At 63.9% G+C, this 15,529-nt stretch carries 14 protein-coding genes; 5 read left to right on the top strand and 9 right to left on the bottom strand.

Translation table 11 applies throughout. From position 1 onward, the window contains the following. Positions 1-18: 18 nt before the first annotated feature. The 4 genes from J0O65_RS11490 to J0O65_RS11505 form a co-directional block, all read right to left on the bottom strand. Positions 19-1,224: an efflux RND transporter periplasmic adaptor subunit gene (locus J0O65_RS11490; RefSeq protein ID WP_215406849.1), complete on the bottom strand. Its 1,206-nt coding sequence runs from the start codon at positions 1,222-1,224 to the stop codon at positions 19-21. Positions 1,225-1,236: 12 nt separating this feature from the next. Continuing rightward, complete coding sequence (locus J0O65_RS11495; RefSeq protein WP_215406850.1) at positions 1,237-2,469, bottom strand: TolC family protein; 1,233 nt, start codon at positions 2,467-2,469, stop codon at positions 1,237-1,239. Between the two features lie 106 nt (positions 2,470-2,575). Further along, entirely contained in the window at positions 2,576-2,941 is a 366-nt protein-coding gene (czcI, locus tag J0O65_RS11500) for a cation efflux protein, CzcI family (RefSeq protein WP_215406851.1), read from the bottom strand. Between the two features lie 29 nt (positions 2,942-2,970). After that, positions 2,971-4,518 carry a C13 family peptidase gene (locus tag J0O65_RS11505; RefSeq protein WP_215406852.1) on the bottom strand — a complete coding sequence of 516 codons (1,548 nt, stop codon included), beginning with the start codon at positions 4,516-4,518 and terminating at the stop codon, positions 2,971-2,973. Positions 4,519-4,703: 185 nt separating this feature from the next. Between J0O65_RS11505 and J0O65_RS11510 the strand changes: the two genes are divergently transcribed. Next, a complete protein-coding gene (locus J0O65_RS11510) occupies positions 4,704-6,647 on the top strand; it encodes a GAF domain-containing sensor histidine kinase (RefSeq protein WP_215406853.1) in 1,944 nt (647 codons plus the stop codon). Positions 6,648-6,780: 133 nt separating this feature from the next. Here J0O65_RS11510 and J0O65_RS11515 read toward each other — a convergent pair whose 3' ends face one another. Further along, positions 6,781-8,286 (bottom strand): DUF3369 domain-containing protein, encoded by a 1,506-nt coding sequence (locus J0O65_RS11515; RefSeq protein WP_215406854.1) that lies wholly within the window; start codon positions 8,284-8,286, stop codon positions 6,781-6,783. Between the two features lie 433 nt (positions 8,287-8,719). Here J0O65_RS11515 and J0O65_RS11520 point away from each other — a divergent pair, with 433 nt between their 5' ends. Next, positions 8,720-9,223, top strand: a complete 504-nt coding sequence (locus tag J0O65_RS11520) for a DUF3016 domain-containing protein (RefSeq protein WP_215406856.1) — start codon at positions 8,720-8,722, stop codon at positions 9,221-9,223. A 157-nt stretch (positions 9,224-9,380) separates the two neighbouring features. Further along, on the top strand, positions 9,381-9,923 hold the full coding sequence (locus J0O65_RS11525) for a DUF3016 domain-containing protein (RefSeq protein ID WP_215406858.1): 543 nt from the start codon (positions 9,381-9,383) through the stop codon (positions 9,921-9,923). Here J0O65_RS11525 and J0O65_RS11530 read toward each other — a convergent pair whose 3' ends face one another. The 3 genes from J0O65_RS11530 to J0O65_RS11540 all read right to left on the bottom strand — a co-directional run bounded on the left by J0O65_RS11530 (position 9,924) and on the right by J0O65_RS11540 (position 12,749). Next, positions 9,924-10,709 carry a substrate-binding periplasmic protein gene (locus J0O65_RS11530; protein ID WP_215406860.1) on the bottom strand — a complete coding sequence of 262 codons (786 nt, stop codon included), beginning with the start codon at positions 10,707-10,709 and terminating at the stop codon, positions 9,924-9,926. It lies immediately after the preceding gene. Between the two features lie 52 nt (positions 10,710-10,761). Next, positions 10,762-11,205: a thioesterase family protein gene (locus J0O65_RS11535; RefSeq protein WP_215406862.1), complete on the bottom strand. Its 444-nt coding sequence runs from the start codon at positions 11,203-11,205 to the stop codon at positions 10,762-10,764. Between the two features lie 101 nt (positions 11,206-11,306). Next, the gene (locus J0O65_RS11540) at positions 11,307-12,749 is read right to left on the bottom strand and encodes a PQQ-dependent sugar dehydrogenase (RefSeq protein ID WP_215406864.1); all 1,443 of its coding nucleotides are present in this window, start codon (positions 12,747-12,749) and stop codon (positions 11,307-11,309) included. A gap of 214 nt (positions 12,750-12,963) precedes the next feature. Here J0O65_RS11540 and J0O65_RS11545 point away from each other — a divergent pair, with 214 nt between their 5' ends. Together J0O65_RS11545 and J0O65_RS11550 are read left to right on the top strand one after the other, a co-directional pair. Further along, positions 12,964-14,070, top strand: a complete 1,107-nt coding sequence (locus J0O65_RS11545) for an S-(hydroxymethyl)glutathione dehydrogenase/class III alcohol dehydrogenase (protein ID WP_215406866.1) — start codon at positions 12,964-12,966, stop codon at positions 14,068-14,070. 116 nt (positions 14,071-14,186) lie between these two features. After that, positions 14,187-14,420 (top strand): hypothetical protein, encoded by a 234-nt coding sequence (locus tag J0O65_RS11550; RefSeq protein ID WP_034784311.1) that lies wholly within the window; start codon positions 14,187-14,189, stop codon positions 14,418-14,420. A gap of 4 nt (positions 14,421-14,424) precedes the next feature. Here the strand turns inward: J0O65_RS11550 and J0O65_RS11555 are convergent, their stop codons facing one another. Further along, complete coding sequence (locus J0O65_RS11555; RefSeq protein ID WP_215406868.1) at positions 14,425-15,429, bottom strand: GlxA family transcriptional regulator; 1,005 nt, start codon at positions 15,427-15,429, stop codon at positions 14,425-14,427. Positions 15,430-15,529 lie beyond the last annotated feature (100 nt).

The following is a 15,529-nucleotide window of genomic DNA, read 5'->3' on the forward strand; positions in this document are numbered from 1 at the left end:
TCCTTGGCTTTGACGTGATCAGTGTTCGTGGCCGGCGGAGTCCTTGCCCAGCTCGGACTTCAGCACAAAACTGCCTTGCGCCGCGTACGGCGTGCCGGCGGCCAGGCCATGCTTGATCTGCGTCAAGCTGCCATCGCTGCGGCCCGGCACCACGGGCGTGGCCTGGTAGCCATCTTTCACCTGCACGAAGACGACGGGCTTGTCTTCCACCGTCTGGATGGCCGTGCTGTGCACGGTGACGGGCGCGTCCGCTTCGCCGGACACCACTTCCACCGTGACGAACAGGCCCGGGCGCCAGGCCATGTCGGGATTCTGCAAGCTGATGCGTGCCTTGGCCGTGCGCGTCTGCTCGCCCAGCAGCGCGCCCACGTAGGTGATCGTGCCTTGCGCGCTGGCATCGAATGCGGACGCTTTCACCTCCGCCTTGCCTCCCATGCGCACGGTGGCCAGGTCTTTCGCCGGCACGGCGATTTCCGCCCACACGGTCGACAGGTCGGAAATGACGAAGATGTTCGCGTCTTCCTTGACGGCTTCGCCCAGGGTGATGTGTTTTTCCAGCACCATGCCGTCGAACGGCGCGCGGATGTCGTAGCGGTTCAGCGGGCCCTTGCTGGTGGCGTTGGCGCCCAGCGCGCTGAGCTTTTGCTGCGCGTTCTGCACGGCGATTTCCGCCTCGCGCCACGCTTGCTGCGCCTGCAGATAATCCTGCTCGGCCGAAATCTTCTCGCGCCACAGTTTGTCTTCGCGCTCATACGTGGAGCGGGCCAGGGACAGCCGCCGCTGCGCCGACAGCAGGGCGCTGCGCTGTTCCGACAATTCCGTGCTGGCGATGACGGCCAGCACTTGTCCCTTCTTGACCAGCTGGCCCAGGTCGGCGTGCACGGCTTCCACCACGCCGGCCAGGCGCGGCACGACGTGGGCCGTGCGGTCTTCGTTGAAACGGATTTCGCCGGGCAGGGCCACCGTCGTCTTGATACGGCCGGGCGCGGCCGTGGCGATGACGACGCCGGCCGCGCGGCTTTGCGCGGCGCTCAATTCCAGCTTGCCTTCCACTGCTTCATGGCCATGTTCGTCTTTCTTTTCGGCATGTGCTTCCGCCTTGGCGGCGGCGGGTGGCGGGGTCTTGGAATTGCCCGTGCCGAGGATGAGGATGGCCAGCACGATGCCGGCGGCCGCGATGGCCGCGATGGCGAGCGTTTGTTTCTTGTTGAGTGTGATGTTCATGTCGGGTCTTCCTTACAGGGGAGCTGGTGTGCCCAGCAGGCGCTCGATGTCGGCGGCGGCGTGCTGCGCTTCCGTCAGCGCGCGCAGGTATTGGTTTTTGGCTTGCAGCAAGGTGCGCTGGGCATCGAGCACGTCGAGGAAGGCGAACTTGCCGAACTCGAAGCCCTTGCTGGCCGCGTCGTAGGCGCTCTGGGCGCCGGGCAAGATGTCCTGGCGCAAGCTTTCCACGTCGAGCCGGGCCGTGGCCAGGCGTTCGCTGGCGGCGGCAACCTTCGTCTGCACATCGATGCGGGCGGCGGCCAGCTCGTCGCTGGCCTTGTCGCTGCGGCGCAGGGCGTCGAGCTTGTTGCCCGCATTGCGGTCGAACAGCGGCAGCGGCACGGCCAGGCCGAGGATGGCCTGGTTGCGGCCCAGCTCTTCCGAGCGTTTCATGCCGATGCTGAGCGTCACGTCGGGCGTGGCGCGCCGCTGTTCCACGTCCAGCATGGCTTGCCGCTGCGCCAGCGCGCTGTGCGCCTGGCGCACGGCCGGCGCCTGGGCCATGCGCGCCGCCAGTTCGCTGGCTGGCGGCAGCTCGGGCAAGGTTTCCAGGCGTCCCTCGGCGAGGGTAAAGCGGGGCGTGGCGTTGCCCCACAGGGCGGCCAGGCGCTTGCGCGCGCCAGTCAGGGCGCTGCGCGCCAGGTTCAGCTCCAGCCGCACGCTTGCCTCGGCCACCCTGGCGCGGGTTTCCTCGACCGGGGACGCCTTGCCGGCCGTCACCCGGCGCGCCGTGATGTCGCTGGCGCGCGCGGCCAGCGCCTGCGCGCTGTCGGCCAGGCGCAAGCCTTCCTGCGCCGCCAGCACGTCGACGAAGGCGGACGTCACGGCGGCGCGGGTTTCCGCCTGCTGCAGGGACAGGCCCGCCTGCGCCAGGTCGGCGCCGCGTTGGGCGACGGCGGCGCGCGCCCCCCGCTTGCCGCCCAGCTCAATGAGCTGGTTGAGTTGCACGGTGGTGCTGCGCGTGGCGCGCCGCGTGTCTTCCAGCACGGTTTGCAGTTCCGGGTTGGGCAGGGCGCGCGCCTGTTGCAGGGCGCCGCCTTGCGCCGCCAATTCATGGCGGGCGGCCGACAGGGCGGCGTTGCCGCCTTCGGCCAGGGCCAGCGCGGCGGGCAGGGTCAGCGGTGCAGCGGCTTCCACGTTAGATTGCGCGTGGGCAAAGTTGCCGGCCAGCAGGCCAGCGGAAAGTAACAAGATGAATCGGTGCATCGAATTCTCCAAAAGCATGGAAAAGAATTCGACGGGACGCGCAAGCTGGCGCCCGAGCTATGTCAGGGCGCGTGTTGCGACAAGTGGAATGGGACGTCCCGTCGGCCTAGATGGCCGACGACCAGTCGGGGCGCTTGGGAGCGTCCGGAATGTGGGAAGCGTAAAAGAAGGGGGCGGTGTCCGCATTGACGGACGCCATGTCGCCGACTGGCTGGCTGGAGCCGGCCGGCAGCCATGCATGGCCGATGCCGTGGCAGACGTTGCAGTCGCCGTGCGGCTGGCCTTTTTTCTGCTGCTCAGCTTTTTTGTCGGCGACCGGTTTTTTGTCCGCATCGGCCTTGTGCTGGTGGCTGTGGTGGCCCAGGTGCTGCGCCGCCTTGCCTTCCTCGTGCAGGCAATACGCGCTCGCCGCTGCCCAGGACATCTGGAGCGGAAGCACGAACAGCAGCAAAATGAGGAAGAATCGGCGCATGGTGACGGCTATTGTACAGAAAGAAGCGCTTAACGTGGCTGGGCGCGCCACGCCTTCAGTTGCGCGGCGATGGCTTTGCCCTGGAACAGTTGCGGCTCGGAATGCTCTTCCGCCTCCATGCCGCCTTCGCGGAAATCGGCCGCCTCGCGCGCCTGCACCAGCACCTTGGCTTGCTCGAACGCTTCGGCAAAGCCCGCGCTCTTCGGCAGGGCTTCCTTGAAATACGCTTCGCTGAAATAGGTAAAATCGTTCTGGTCGTCGCAGCCGAACGAGGTGCGGTCGCTGCGCGCGGCCGTGATGATGAGGGTATGGTCATCTTTCAGCGGCGCAATGAAGCCGCCCGCGTAGCAGGCCGAGATCACGATGACCTTCCAGCGGATGCCGCTGTGCTTGAGCATGGTGGCCAGCTCTTGCGCGGGCAGGCTGTGCAGGTCCATGCCGTTTTGCGCCAGCGCCAGTTCGTGCTCGGGCGAGCCGTGGCTGGTAAGGAATAAAAACAGGATGTCGTTTTGCTTGTCCATCTTCGCGCCCAGCGCCTCGAGGCTGGCGGCGATGCTGGTGCGCGTGGCCATCGGCTGCTGCGCCACCGTGTTGCGGCTGTTGACGAGCATCAGGGAGCGGCCCACGGTGCCGTAATCGCGGTCGAACTGGCGCTGCACGAACGCCGTTTCGCGGTGAAACACTTCCTGCGCGCCATCGCCGGCCACGCCCAGCAGGTACAGGTTGATCTTTTTCGCCGCGTCGCGCGGCGCGATGCGGGCCAGGGCGCCGTCGAGCAAGGTGCGCTGGTTGTACAGGGCCAGCTCGATATTGTCGCGCGTGAGCTTATCCAAGGCCGGGTCGTCCAGCTGGCCTTCCGTCCAGTTGCCGCTGTCTTCGCGCCGGCCGTCCGCTTGCGCCACGGCATAGCGCAGCACGCCCTGGCCGTCGAACTGGCCATTCTTGAAGCCGCCCCGGTATTCGTCGCCATCGGCCGTGCGCAGCACGCCCTGGCCCTCGAATTTCCAGTCCTTCAGCTCGCCTTCGTAGTGGATGCCGTCGCTGGTGGTGACGCTGGCCTTGCCCTGCACCTGGCCCTGGACGAAGTCGCCTTTGAAGACGGTGCCGTCCGTATCGGTCAGCTTGCCGGCGCCATGCGGGCGCCAGTGCTTGAACTGGCCTTCGAAGGTGGCGCCGTCGGCGCCCTGGAAGCGGCCTTGTCCCTCGAAGCTGCCCTTGACGAAGCTGCCCGCATAGATTTCGCCCTTGGGCGAGGTGTAGCGGCCGACGCCATCGAAGGCGCCCTGGCGGAAGGCGCCCGTGTATTCGACGCCCGAAGCCTGGCGCAGCTTGCCCTGGCCGGAAAACACGCCGCGCGCGAAGCCCCCTTCGTAGAACGCGCCGCTCGCATATTCGAGCCGGCCCTGGCCGTGCATCTTGCCCGCGACGAGGGGGCCGAAGTAGCGCCCGCCATCGGCCGTTTCCGCCGCCGGCGCCTTGGCTGGCGCGGCGCACAGGGGCGGCATGCCCAGCGCGGCAAAGGCCAGCAGGCCGGCGAGGGTGTAGGGACGAAGCGAGGCGCGTAGCGTGGCAGTCATGAGGACGGTCTGGTCTGAAGGAAGGGGCCTAGTCTGCCACTGTATCGCCAAGGTGGCAAATGCGCGCGTGGCGTGTGTGGCTATGCATTAAGGCAAGATTGTCCGTTTTATGCCGTGCCAAGGCCGGGCTGAACTGATAATATTGATTTTCAGAACATATACTTGCACAAGGTACATAGCCACCCATGGAAAGCCGCCTCAGCCGCCTGGAAGCCGTTCAAACCGTGTTGCTGGAAATCGGGCAGCGCTCGAGCACCTGCAGCGATATCAGTGAATTCCTGCGGGCGGTGCATGCGGCGCTGGGGCGCATCATGTATGCGGCGAACTTTTATGTGGCGCTCAGCGACCATGACGACGGCCTCGTGCGCTTTCCCTATTTTGTCGACGAATTCGACGCCGCGCCCGACCCGGATGAAGGCGTGCGCCTGGCCAGCGCCGCGCAGTCGCCCACGGCGTGGGTCATCGTCAACCGCAAGCAGCTGGTGATGACGGCCGACGACGACGCCATGCGCGCCATCGACGGCGGCGCCTGGGGCGGCGGCACGGCGGCCGAGCACTGGATCGGCTGCCCGCTGCTGGACCAGCAGCACCAGGTGCTGGGCGCCATCGTCATCCAGAGCTACGACGCGCAGCACCGCTTCAGCCTGGAAGACCAGGCCCTGTTCGCGCTGATCGCCACGCACGTGTCGAGCGCCCTGCAAGGCATGCAAAGCATGGACCGGCTGGAAAAGGCGGTGCAGGAGCGCACGGCCCTGCTGGCGCACGAGGTGGCCGAGCGGCGCCGCGCGGAAAACCTGCAGCATGCGTTGTATGAAATCGCCAACCTGTCGGCGCAGGCGGCCGACGCGACGACCTTGTACGCGCGCCTGCACGCCATCATCAGCGAGCTGGTGACGGCAAAGAATTTCCTCATCGCCCTGTACCATCCGGACAACAAGGACATCACGATCCCATATTTCGTCGACGAGAAGGATGCGCAGGCGCCCGTAAAACGCTTTCATTACGGCATCGGCATGAGTTCCTACGTGCTGGCGCGCCGGCAAGCCTGCCTGCTTGATGCCGGCAGCTATGCGGCGCTGGTGGCCAGCGGCGAGATGGAAGAGCCGCTGGGCAATACCAGCATCGCCAGCTGGATGGGCGCGCCCATGCTGCTGGGCGAGCGGAAATATGGCGTGATCATCGTGCAAAGCTACGACAGCTCCGTCGTATATGGTCAGGCGGAACTGGACGTGCTGGCCTTCATGGCCAGCCACGTGGCTGTGGCGATGGCCCGCATCCAGGCCGACAGCGCCATGCGCCAGGCCAAGGAAGCGCTGGAAGAGCAGAACGCGGCCCTGAACAGCGCCCTGAACGCCTTGCAGGAAGCGCAGTCGGAACTGGTACGCCAGGAAAAGCTGGCTTCGCTGGGGCGCCTGGTGGCGGGCGTGGCGCATGAAATCAATACGCCGCTGGGCATTTGCGTGACGGCCACCAGCCACCTGGTGCAGGAATTGAAGCTCACGCGCGAAGACCTGGAAGGCGGCCAGCTCGATGAAGACGGCTTGCGGCAATTCTTCGACATCATCGATCAGACCCTGCGCATCATGACGACGAATACCCAGCGCGCCGCGGCGCTGGTGCGCAGCTTCAAGCAGGTGGCCGTGGACCAGTCGTCGGACGAATTGCGCAGCTTTAACTTGCGCAAATACCTCGATGAAATCCTGCTGTCGCTGCAGCCCAAGCTCAAGGGCAAGCCGGTCAGGGTGGACATCGATTGCGCGCCCGAGGTGCAGCTGCGCAGCTATCCGGGCGCCGTCTCGCAGATCGTCACGAACATGGTGGTCAATTCACTGGTGCACGGCTTTGTCGAAGGCGAGCCGGGCAAGATCAAGCTGTCCGCCCGGACGGCCGGCGAGATGCTGGAACTTGACTACAGCGATGATGGCATGGGCATGGACAGCGCCACCCTGGGCCAGCTGTTCGACCCGTTTTTCACCACCAAGCGCGGTTCCGGCGGCAGCGGCCTGGGCGCGCATATCCTGTATAACCTGGTGACGGGGCCGCTGGGCGGCACGGTGAAGGTGGTCAGTGCGCCGGGGATGGGCTTGCACTACAAGATCCGTTTCCCACTGGAACCTAAGAGCACCTGAGAAAACGTCCATGGCTGCGTTGCTTGGTCTTGCCGTGCTATTCGCACTGTCTGCGACCGCGCGCCTTGCCCTGAACGTTTTTCAGGCGCTCTTGCGGCGCGGGCTCGCAGAATGAAAACGATGGCCGTGCATATCAGTCAGGGAAACGCTGATTCAACGCCAGCGCGGCATCGAGATTTTCAATCAGCAACTCCACATAGCGCGGGTCGAGGTGGCTGCCGCTCACTTCGCGCAGGTAGCCCACCACGCGCTCGAGGGGCCAGGCGTCCTTGTAGCAGCGCTTGTGCATGAGGGCGTCGAAGACGTCGGCGACGGCGGCGATGCGCGCGTATTTGTGGATGTGCTCGCCGACCAGGCCTTGCGGGTAGCCGCTGCCGTCGTATTTTTCATGGTGCTGGTGGGCGATCACGGCGGCCGCCTTCAAGAGCGGGCGCTGCGAGCCGTCGAGGATGGACATGCCCACCGTCGGATGTTGCTTCATGATTTCCCACTCGGCCGCATCGAGCTTGCCCGGTTTCAGCAGCACGGCGTCGGGCGTGGAAATCTTGCCGATGTCATGCATGGGCGCCGCGTGGCGCAGCACCATGGTTTCCTCTTCCGACATGCCGGAGGCCTGCGCCAGCAGCTGGCACACTTCGGCCATGCGGCGCACGTGGTTGCCCCCTTCGTGCGAACGCGATTCGACCACGTCGCCCAGGCGCAGGATCAGCTCGGCCTGGGTATCGGTGATTTCCTGCGTCAGCAGGATGTTGTCGAAGGCGATCGCCACGCCGGAGCAGAAGACTTCCAGCAATTGCGCGTCGAGGTCGGAAATCTCTTCCACGCCCTTGAGTACCAGCAAGGACGCCTTGCCGCTGCTGTTGGGGAAATAGCCGACATAGGTGTCGCCGTGCAGGCGCGAGATCTTGTTGCTCTTGGCATGGTCCAGCTGCGACAGCAGGGAAGGGCTGAGGATGCCGTCGTCCGTGTCGCCGATCTGCGCGAGGATTTCATAGTCCTGCTCGCCCGTGATGGCGCTGGCGCCGCGCAGGCGCAGCAGCATGCTCGTCTCCAGGCGCAGCAGGGCGACGACTTGCTGCAGCAGGCCGCTGGCGAAGTCGCGCAGGTTGCGCTGCTTGAAAATGTGCGCCGAGGCGGCGATGACGCGCTCGAGTCCCTCGCGGTAGTGCAGCTGGGCCTGGCGCGCCTCTTCCACCTTCATGATGTCGCGGTAGGCGCGCAAGGCGGCAAAGGTGGTGGTGAACAGCTTGGTACGGTCGAGCTCGGTCTTTTCCTTGTAGTCATTGATGTCGTAGTTGACGATCACCCGTTCTTCCGGCGCCTGTCCCGGCTGGCCCGTGCGCAGCACGATGCGCGTAAACTGGTTGCCCAGGTCTTCGCGCATCCAGCGCGCCACTTCCAGGCCGCTGTCTTCGCGTTCCATCACCACGTCGAGAAACACCAGCGCGATGCCGGCCTCGCGCGCCAGCACCTGCTTGGCCTCGGCGCCGCTGTAGGCATGCACGAAACTCAAGGCGCGGCCTTCCAGGCGGAAACGGCTCAATGTCAGCTTGGTGATGTCATGGATGTCGGGTTCATCGTCGACGAGCAAGACTTTCCAGGGGAGTAACTTGGGTGAGGCTGAAGACAAAAATGACATAAGGGCGAGTTCCGCTAAAAGGCATAACTGACGCAATGCTGAGACGCCCGCGCCAGGCTTGCCTGTGCGCCACTACTGGCGTTGCGCGTTTTTCGGGCGCATTTTGTCGATTGTAGACTGACAGCTAAGTATTAACAATAAGCAAGAACAATTGACTAGAATCATGCAACACGCGTGCCAAAAAAGCACTGTAAATCCATGCAGCTGACACTATCTATACTTTATCGCTTAGGCAACTATATTTTCAAGACAATACTTTGTTTTAGTTAATATTGCCAATGAATCTGCAAAAAATACGGCGTATCGCCTTTCTGGCGGTAAAACAGAAAAGTAACAAGGTATGAATTCCGCGCCAGAATGGGATGCAGCGCGCTATATTTGACAGGCATAAGAAGTGGCCCCATGCCACTCACATTTCCTGAAAGGGTACATCATGCAAAAGCAAACGACGCGCGCCCTGGTCGTCGGTCTGGCCTTGCTGGCCAGCAGCGCCGCCTGGGCAGGAACGGAAGTGCGGTTCAGCAAACCGGATCAATTCACGGATGTTCCGTTCAACCCGCAGGAACGCGACGAGGTGTTGAAGGAACTGGGCCGGCATTTCGAGAAACTGGGCGCATCGCTGCCGCCCGGGCAGACCTTGAAAATCGACGTCACGGACGTGGATCTGGCGGGACGTGAAAATCCGTCCCTGCGTGCCGGGCAGGATATCCGCGTCATGAGTGGCCGGGTCGACTGGCCGCGCATACGCCTGCACTATGTGCTGGAACAGGATGGCAAGGTCATTCGCAGTGGCGATGCAGCCCTGTCCGACATGTCGTACCTGAGCCGTATCAATCATTACTTCAGCAATGAAAAGCTGCGCTATGAAAAGCTGATGATCGATGACTGGTATGCCGATACCTTTGGCGTCAAGGTGAAGCGCCAGGCGCGCAAGTAAGCTGTACAGTTTGCCAGGCACAGCCGGCCGCGTGGTCTGCGGCCGCGCGAAACGTATTGCGCTCCGGAAATTTTCACTTCGGTCTATAGTCTGGTGTGAGCAGGCAGATGCGGCATTGCAGCGTCTGCTTGCCGTGAACTTTCTGAAAGGAATGCATATGCGTATTTCCAGACTGACGAAAACATGGGTGGCCGCATTGGCGCTGGCCGCTGGCAGCAGCGCCTGGGCGGGCGTCCAGGTGACGTTCGACAAGCCCGACGATTATTCCGATGTACCGTTCAGCTCGCGCGACCGGGAGCAGGTGCTGGCGGGCCTGGCCAATCACTTCACCTGGCTGGGCAAGAGCTTGCCCCATGGGCAGGATCTCAGGATCGAGATCACCGATGTCGACCTGGCGGGACGCGAAGACCCGGCGCGCCGCGGCGCCTTCGATGTGCGCGTGATGACGGGCCGTGCGGACTGGCCGCGCCTGCGCTTGCGCTATACGCTCGAACAACATGGCAAGGTCATTGCCAGCGGCAACGCCTATCTGTCGGATATGTCGTATTTGCAGCATATCAATCGTTATTCCAGCAACGATGCCTTGCGCTATGAAAAGCGCATGATCGACGAGTGGTTCAAGAATACCTTCGGCGTCAAGCCACAGGGCCGCAGTAGTCCCGTGATCACCTTGCAGCCGCGCGACGTTCAGCGCAGATAATCAACGTAAATAAGCCCCTTCGATGCGCGCTAGCTGGCCGCTCTGCCGCAGGGCCAGCAGGGCGGCATTCATTTTCTCGATGAAATCGGCCTTGTAGGCCGGCGTGTTGCGGGCGCTGTAGGCGATATGGGTGGCTTCGGACGACAGCTCCAGCACTTCGTGCAAGGTAAAGTCCAAACTGGCCAGCTCGCCTCGCAGCCGGCGCGCCGTGTGGCGGGCCGCGCCGCGGTCGCTGGCGTAGCAATCGATGCGCCCCAGGGCCAGTTTTTTCAGATTGGCTTCATTTCCCTTGGCCGCTTCCAGGCGCAACAATCCTGCGCGGGCCGGCGCCATCAATTTTTCCGAGAGCAAAAATCCTGTATTGACGCCGATGGTCAGGCCGGCAAAGTCGGCGGGAAACCGCGTGCGCGGCGTGCGCATGACGGCGTCATGGCAAAACAGCACCACCGATTCGCGGTACAGCACGGCCGAATACGGTTGCACATACGGCCGTTCCGTCTTGCGTCCGGGCGGGAACAGGCCGAAAACCTGTCCCTTTTCCAGCGCATCAAGCCCCCGTTTCCACGGACGCGGCTGCAGTTCCAGCCGGTAAGCGGGCATCGCGCGGGCCGCCAGGCGCAGGATGTCGACATACATGCCCTTGAAGACGCCGTTTTCCACATAGCTGTACGGTGCATAATCGTCGTCGCCATACAGGACGACGGTTTGCGGCGCGGCCCCGGCGCACGGCGAGACGCCCAACAACGCCAGGGTGAAGCACAGTCCTGCCCTTATCGCTAATCGCATGCCGCTCCAGAATTAATTATCTTCCTGGCAAGCATACAGCATGGCGCGCGAATTAATCGATCCAGTTCACCTGTGGGAACTTGCTGCCGAAATCTTCCGGCATGGGCACGACCTGGCTGAGCTTATAGTTGAAAAATACAAAGCCGGACTTGGCCATGGCGATCAGGGTATTGTCGCGCGGGCGCGTGATGCGGAAGGTGATGTCGCCGCCATACTTGTTGAAATCCATGACGCCCACTTCGAACAGCAACTGGTCGCGCGCATGGGCTTCGGCGCGGTAGGTGGTGGCCAGGTCGGTGACGATGATGCCGGTGCCGTCCGCTTCGATGTCGCGCACGCCATATTCGAACAGGAAGCGGGCGCGGGCCTCGGAAATCATGGAAATCATGGAATCGTTGCCGAGATGGTTGCCGGCGTTGATGTCCGTCGTGCGTACCGTCAGTTGCGAGGAATAGCAGTACTGGTCTTCGGGGAATTCAAGTTTCAAACGGGCCATGGTGTTCTCTTGGGCTAGGGCGCAGGGCGCGGCGGAAAATGCAATTCTAGCCGGTTCCCCGCGCGCCGTCGAAAAACGCCGTCTGTCGCACGCGCTGCGCTTCACTGGCGCACAATGCGGTACACCTTGCCCGTGCCGCTCAGCATGTACAGCTCGTTCTGCGCATCTTGGCCAAACGACAGGATATTGCCCACGTTCGTGATGCTCCAGTCCGTCACGGCCGAGGCCGTGCCATTGCTGTAGCTGAAACTTTTCAACCAGCCGCTGCAGTAGTCGGCATACAGGTACTGTCCCGCCAGTTCCGGCAAGGCCGTGCCCCGGTACACATAGCCGCCCGTGATCGAACAGCCGCCGGCCGTATCGTGGCCGTATTCGATGGCGGGCAGGACCAGTCCCGTATGGTTGCAGCTGGCGCTGTTATAGCAGTGCAACCCTTCCATGATGTTCCAGCCATAGTTGTTGCCCGCCTGACCCACGGGGCGCACATCGACCTCTTCCCAGCTGGCCTGGCCCACGTCGGCGATGTACAGCAGCTGGGCCGGCACGTCGAAGGCGTAGCGCCATGGATTGCGCAAGCCGTAGGCCCAGATTTCAGGGCGTCCGCCTGCCGTGGCAAATGGATTGCCGGGTGGAATGGCATATGGCTGGGCCACTGTGCTGGCGTTGACGTCCAGGCGCAGCAGCTTGCCCAGCAGGACGTTCGTGTTTTGCGCGTTGCCGGGCGGGTCGCCCCCGCCGCCACCGTCGCCCGTGCCCGCGTACAGGTAGCCGTCCGGGCCAAAGCTGAGCAAGCCGCCATAGTGGTTGCTGAACGTGGGGTGCGGTATCGTCAGGATGGCCAGCGCGGACAGGGGATCGGCCACGTTGGCGTTACCGGCCGATACTTGCCGCCGCTCGATGGCGATATCGCCATCCCGGTTCGTGTAATACAGGAAGAAATAGCCGTTGCTGGCGTATCGCGGATGGAAGGCCAGCGACAGCAGGCCCCGCTCGCCGCTGGTGGTGGTGAGTGCACTGATGTCGAGGAAGGGCGTGGCCAGCAGGTTGCCGCCTTGCACCACGCGGATGCGCCCGGGGCGTTCAAGGATGAACAAACGGCTGTCGCCCGGCGGCGCCGTCAGGAAGATGGGGGTATCCAGTCCGCTGGCCACTTCCTGCAGGCGCAAGGCCAGCGGCGCGCCGGCCGCATACGTGACGGTGGCGCTGGCCGTGGCGCCGGCGCCAAGCTGCACTTGTTGCGTCGCCGGCACGGGCACCAGGCTGGCTGTTCCTTGTAGCACGCTGGCGGCGCCGACCGCATAGGTGCCGGGCGTCAGGCCATCGAGCGTGCCGGACGCCGTCAGCAGCTTGCTGTACGACGCGGGCCCCGTCACCGTGACGGCGGCGGCCACGCCGGCTGGCAAGCCGCGGATGGTGACGTTCAGGCTGCCGCTGCCTGGCGCAGGGGGAGCGTCGCCGCCGCCGCACGCGGCCAGCAAGCCCAGGCAGCAGGCCAGCAGCAGGACCAGCCAGGTGGGGGACAGTCGGCGTAGGAGGTGGCGCATGTCGGTATCCTGCGGGAACGACGCAATGGCTGCTCTAGGGGATGGGCTTGTGCCTAGAATGCGCGTCTTCGTGTCGGGAGGTTTGCGCTGGCGCAAACGTACGGCGGCATCGGACAAATGCGCCGTGTTTTCAGACAAGCGCGGAGCCAGGCGCGCCACCGCGCCCGCCGGCGCCCGATAATGGCGCATCTGAAACCGAGCAGGAAGAGATCCCATGAAAACCAAAGCCGCGATTGCCTGGAAGGCGGGCGCCCCGCTGACCGTCGAAGAAGTCGAGCTGGCCGGCCCGCGCGCCGGCGAAGTGCTGGTCGAGCTGAAAGCGACGGGCATTTGCCACACCGATTACTACACCTTGTCGGGCGCCGATCCGGAAGGCATCTTCCCCGCCATCCTCGGCCATGAAGGCGCCGGCGTCGTCGTCGACGTGGGCCCGGGCGTGACCACCCTGAAAAAAGATGACCACGTCATCCCCCTGTACACGCCGGAATGTCGCCAGTGCAAATTCTGCCTGTCGCAAAAGACGAACCTGTGCCAGGCCATCCGCTCGACCCAGGGCCGTGGCCTGATGCCGGACGCCACCAGCCGCTTCTCGCTGAATGGCCAGCCGCTGTTCCACTACATGGGCACGTCCACCTTTTCGAATTACATCGTCGTGCCGGAAATCGCCCTGGCGAAGATCCGCGAAGATGCGCCGTTCGACAAGGTCTGCTACATCGGCTGCGGCGTGACGACGGGCGTGGGCGCCGTGCTGTTCTCGGCCAAGGTCGAGGCGGGCGCCAACGTGGCCGTCTTCGGCCTGGGCGGTATCGGCCTGAACGTGATCCAGGCGGCGAAGATGGTCGGCGCCGACAAGATCATCGGCATCGACATCAACCCGGCGCGCCAGGCCATCGCGCGCAAGTTCGGCATGACGCATTTTATTAACCCGAACGAGGTGGAAAACGTCGTCGACGCCATCGTGCAGCTGACGGACGGCGGCGCCGACTACAGTTTCGAATGCGTCGGCAACACGACCCTGATGCGCCAGGCGCTCGAGTGCACGCACAAGGGCTGGGGCAAGTCCTTCATCATCGGCGTGGCGGCGGCCGGGCAGGAAATTTCCACGCGCCCGTTCCAGCTGGTGACGGGGCGCGAATGGCGCGGTTCGGCCTTCGGCGGCGCGCGCGGCCGCACGGACGTGCCGAAGATCGTCGACTGGTATATGGAAGGCAAACTCAACATTGACGACCTGATCACGCACCGCTTGCCGCTCGAACGCATCAACGAGGGCTTCGACCTGATGAAGAGCGGCGAGTCGATCCGTTCCGTCGTGTTGTACTAATTTTATCTGACTGTACTCATTGCGCAACACATGGCGGACGGGGCAGGGCGGCAGGCTGTACTTCGCCGCCGGCCCCTGCTAGTGTGAAGGCATCCGCCTTGCTTTGGGAGCCGTCCATGTTTGCCACTGCCTACCTCGCGACCTTGCGCCGCATGCTGCCCGTCTTTCTCGGCGCGGCCCTGTCTTCCCTGCTGGCTTTGTGGTGGAGCAATGCCGCCAGCCTTGCCACGCCCGCCATCTGGCTGGCGCTGCTGGCCACCTATCTGCTGTGCGCACTCCTGTTTACACCGCTGGCTCGGCAGAGCCGCCAATTGGCCACGCGCCACGTACGTCACGGCAAGCCACGCTGAAGCCCTAGCGCGCCGTGCTGGAAAAGCGCTCGCGGTAATCGCGCGGCGTGATGGCGAGTTTCTTTTGAAACAGGCGGCGCAGCCTTTCCTCGCTATGCAAGCCCGCCTGTGCGGCCACCTGTTTTAAGGAGGACACATTGTCTTCCAGCAAGCGGCGCGCCACTTCGAAGCGGGCCGTGTCGATGAATTCCGTGGGGCTGGCGCCCGTTTCGCGCTGGAAGACGCGCGTAAAATTGCGTTCGCTCATGGCCAGCCTGGCCGCCAGCAGCGGCACGGTGAGCTCGTCGGCAAGATGCTCCATGATCCAGCCCTGCAACTGGCGGATGCTCGGATGCGTCGTCATCTGGCTCGACAAGTGCACGGAAAACTGCGACTGGCCGCCGGGCCGCTTCAGGTACACGACCAGGTCGCGCGCCACTTCCAGCGCGATATCGCGGCTGAAATCGTCTTCCACCAGGGCCAGCGCCAGGTCGATGCCGGCCGTCACGCCGGCCGACGTCCAGAATTTCCCTTCCCGCACGAAAATCGCATCGGCATTGACCTGTATCAATGGATAGCGCTGGCGCAGGCTGTCCACGGCGCTCCAGTGCGTGGCGGCGCTCTTGCCGTCCAGCACGCCGGCCTCGGCCAGGAAGAAGCAGCCCGTGCACAGGGCCGCCAGGGTGTCGATGCGCGGCGCGGCCTCGGCCACCCAGGCGGCGAGGGCGGGAATGTCCTGCAAGACTTGCTCGACGTGGTGGCAGCCGACGATGACGGCCAGGTCGGGCAAGCGGCTGGCATCGAGCGCCTTGCTGGCGTGCAGCGACATCAGGGTGTCCGACTCGACCGGGCCGATGGCCGTCGAGGCGATGCGCACGTCGTAGCCGCCGGGCAGATTGCGCAGGCGCAAATGGGTGTTGGCGTAGTCAAACACTTTCATGGCGCCGATGGCTTCGAGCGCCTTGAAGCCGGGATAGACGATGATGTCGACGGTGCGCAGGGGGAATTCTTTGGGGCTTTGCTTGATCATGCGATATGCGCGAGGGGGATAAATACTGCCATAATGCAACAACAGCGATGGCGTAGGTTAGCATGAAATAATCCGCGCGCCCGCTGGCTTCCCACCCACC

This window comes from Janthinobacterium sp. JC611, assembly GCF_018682595.1.
Classification (GTDB): Bacteria; Pseudomonadota; Gammaproteobacteria; order Burkholderiales; family Burkholderiaceae_D; genus Janthinobacterium.

Bases quoted from the DNA above. Each gene is read 5' to 3' on its own strand.
- J0O65_RS11505 (WP_215406852.1), bottom strand. From the start codon at position 4,518: ATGACTGCCACGCTACGCGCCTCGCTTCGTCCCTACACCCTCGCCGGC.
- J0O65_RS11520 (WP_215406856.1), top strand. From the start codon at position 8,720: ATGCAAAAGCAAACGACGCGCGCCCTGGTCGTCGGTCTGGCCTTGCTG.
- J0O65_RS11495 (WP_215406850.1), bottom strand. From the start codon at position 2,469: ATGCACCGATTCATCTTGTTACTTTCCGCTGGCCTGCTGGCCGGCAAC.
- J0O65_RS11555 (WP_215406868.1), bottom strand. From the start codon at position 15,429: ATGATCAAGCAAAGCCCCAAAGAATTCCCCCTGCGCACCGTCGACATC.
- J0O65_RS11510 (WP_215406853.1), top strand. From the start codon at position 4,704: ATGGAAAGCCGCCTCAGCCGCCTGGAAGCCGTTCAAACCGTGTTGCTG.
- czcI (WP_215406851.1), bottom strand. From the start codon at position 2,941: ATGCGCCGATTCTTCCTCATTTTGCTGCTGTTCGTGCTTCCGCTCCAG.
- J0O65_RS11550 (WP_034784311.1), top strand. From the start codon at position 14,187: ATGTTTGCCACTGCCTACCTCGCGACCTTGCGCCGCATGCTGCCCGTC.
- J0O65_RS11545 (WP_215406866.1), top strand. From the start codon at position 12,964: ATGAAAACCAAAGCCGCGATTGCCTGGAAGGCGGGCGCCCCGCTGACC.
- J0O65_RS11540 (WP_215406864.1), bottom strand. From the start codon at position 12,749: ATGCGCCACCTCCTACGCCGACTGTCCCCCACCTGGCTGGTCCTGCTG.
- J0O65_RS11525 (WP_215406858.1), top strand. From the start codon at position 9,381: ATGCGTATTTCCAGACTGACGAAAACATGGGTGGCCGCATTGGCGCTG.
- J0O65_RS11515 (WP_215406854.1), bottom strand. From the start codon at position 8,286: ATGTCATTTTTGTCTTCAGCCTCACCCAAGTTACTCCCCTGGAAAGTC.
- J0O65_RS11490 (WP_215406849.1), bottom strand. From the start codon at position 1,224: ATGAACATCACACTCAACAAGAAACAAACGCTCGCCATCGCGGCCATC.
- J0O65_RS11530 (WP_215406860.1), bottom strand. From the start codon at position 10,709: ATGCGATTAGCGATAAGGGCAGGACTGTGCTTCACCCTGGCGTTGTTG.
- J0O65_RS11535 (WP_215406862.1), bottom strand. From the start codon at position 11,205: ATGGCCCGTTTGAAACTTGAATTCCCCGAAGACCAGTACTGCTATTCC.